The organism is Erwinia sp. MYb416 (genome assembly GCF_037479575.1).
In the GTDB taxonomy this organism is placed as follows: domain Bacteria; phylum Pseudomonadota; class Gammaproteobacteria; order Enterobacterales; family Enterobacteriaceae; genus Erwinia; species Erwinia rhapontici.
The window spans coordinates 597-1,974 of record NZ_JBBGYT010000120.1; the positions used below are offsets into that span (position 1 = coordinate 597).

Here is a 1,378-nt window from a genome sequence, read left to right on the forward strand (position 1 = left end):
TTGAGCAACTCTTCACGGGTCCAGGCATGATCGATACCGGCGATCTGCACGGACAGGCGTTGCAGGAACTGCTGGGTGGTGGCGATGCGGCCATGACCAATCAGCAGCAGCGGCACCAGCAGGGCAATACTCAGTTGCCACAGGGAGAATCCGCGCGGGCGGGTGTGGCGCTGGCCGATCAGGAAGGCGCTGCTCAGTGTAAAGCCGAGGATCAATCCGCTGACCACTTCACTGACAGAGTGATAATTTAATACCAGGCGCGAGATGCCGACCATCAGCGGGATCAGATAGCCGATAGCGATCGCTGCGGTACGCCAGATTGTTGGCAGACGCGCGCCCAACAGCCAGAGCATCACCGGCCAGAGGGTTGCAGACATTGCGCTGTGGCCACTGAAACCGGTGAAATTGAAACGAGCGCTGCCAATACCAAACCCCAAGAAGGCGATTTTCGACAGGCTGACCACCGCGCCTGCGGTGCAGAAGGCCAGCAACCAGTACCAGGCGGTGCGTTTATTGTCGCTTTTCCGGTGAAGGAGTAACGCCATAATGGCTGCGGTGGGGATCAGCAACATGCTGTCGCCAAAATAGGTCAAAATATGGACAATATGCCAGGACACACGGTTTCCTTTTTACTGTTTTTCTGTCCATCAGTTTAACGATGAAACTGATTGTCGCCTAACGGGAAAGTCTGAAAAAGTTGCAGGCGCTTTTTGCTGGCATCAGCAGGGGTAACTCCCTATAATTGCGCCCTCTATGCCCTTCATATTTCAAGCCGCAGGCAGGTTTATTGACGTTATTTGCCTGCGTCAACAGCAGGCCCCATGAGGGGCTCGAAATCTGCCGGGTTATGCTTACCCTTATATTGTCTCAGAATCAGGTCTTTAATATATGACTGACAAGTCGCATCAGTGCGTCATCGTAGGTATCGCAGGCGCTTCAGCCTCGGGAAAAAGTCTTATTGCCAGTACGTTGTATCGTGAAGTGCGCGATCGCGTGGGTGATGAAAATATTGGTGTCATCCCCGAGGATGCCTACTACAAAGACCAGAGCCACCTCACTATGGAGGAGCGGGTCAAGACGAACTACGACCACCCCAGTGCCATGGACCACAATCTCCTGTTGCAGCATTTGCAAATGCTGAAAGCCGGTCAGGAGATTGAGCTCCCCGTATACAGCTATGTGGAACACACCCGCACCCAGCAAACCCTCTGCCTTAAGCCGAAAAAAGTGATTATCCTTGAGGGGATTTTGCTACTGACGGATGCGCGACTGCGTCAGGAGATGAACTTCTCTATTTTCGTTGATACCCCGCTGGACATCTGTTTGATGCGTCGTATGAAACGCGATGTGAACGAACGTGGGCGCTCAATGGATTCGG

At 53.3% G+C, this 1,378-nt stretch carries 2 protein-coding genes; one reads left to right on the forward strand and one right to left on the reverse strand.

The window, feature by feature from the left end; translation table 11 throughout:
* Nucleotides 1–617: phosphatase PAP2 family protein (locus WH277_RS01115; RefSeq protein ID WP_339503876.1), on the reverse strand; the 617-nt coding region annotated here is incomplete at its 3' end.
* A gap of 271 nt (nt 618–888) precedes the next feature.
* Here WH277_RS01115 and udk point away from each other — a divergent pair.
* Nucleotides 889–1,378 (forward strand): uridine kinase (udk, locus tag WH277_RS01120; protein ID WP_339503877.1); only part of this gene is annotated, 490 nt, incomplete at its 3' end.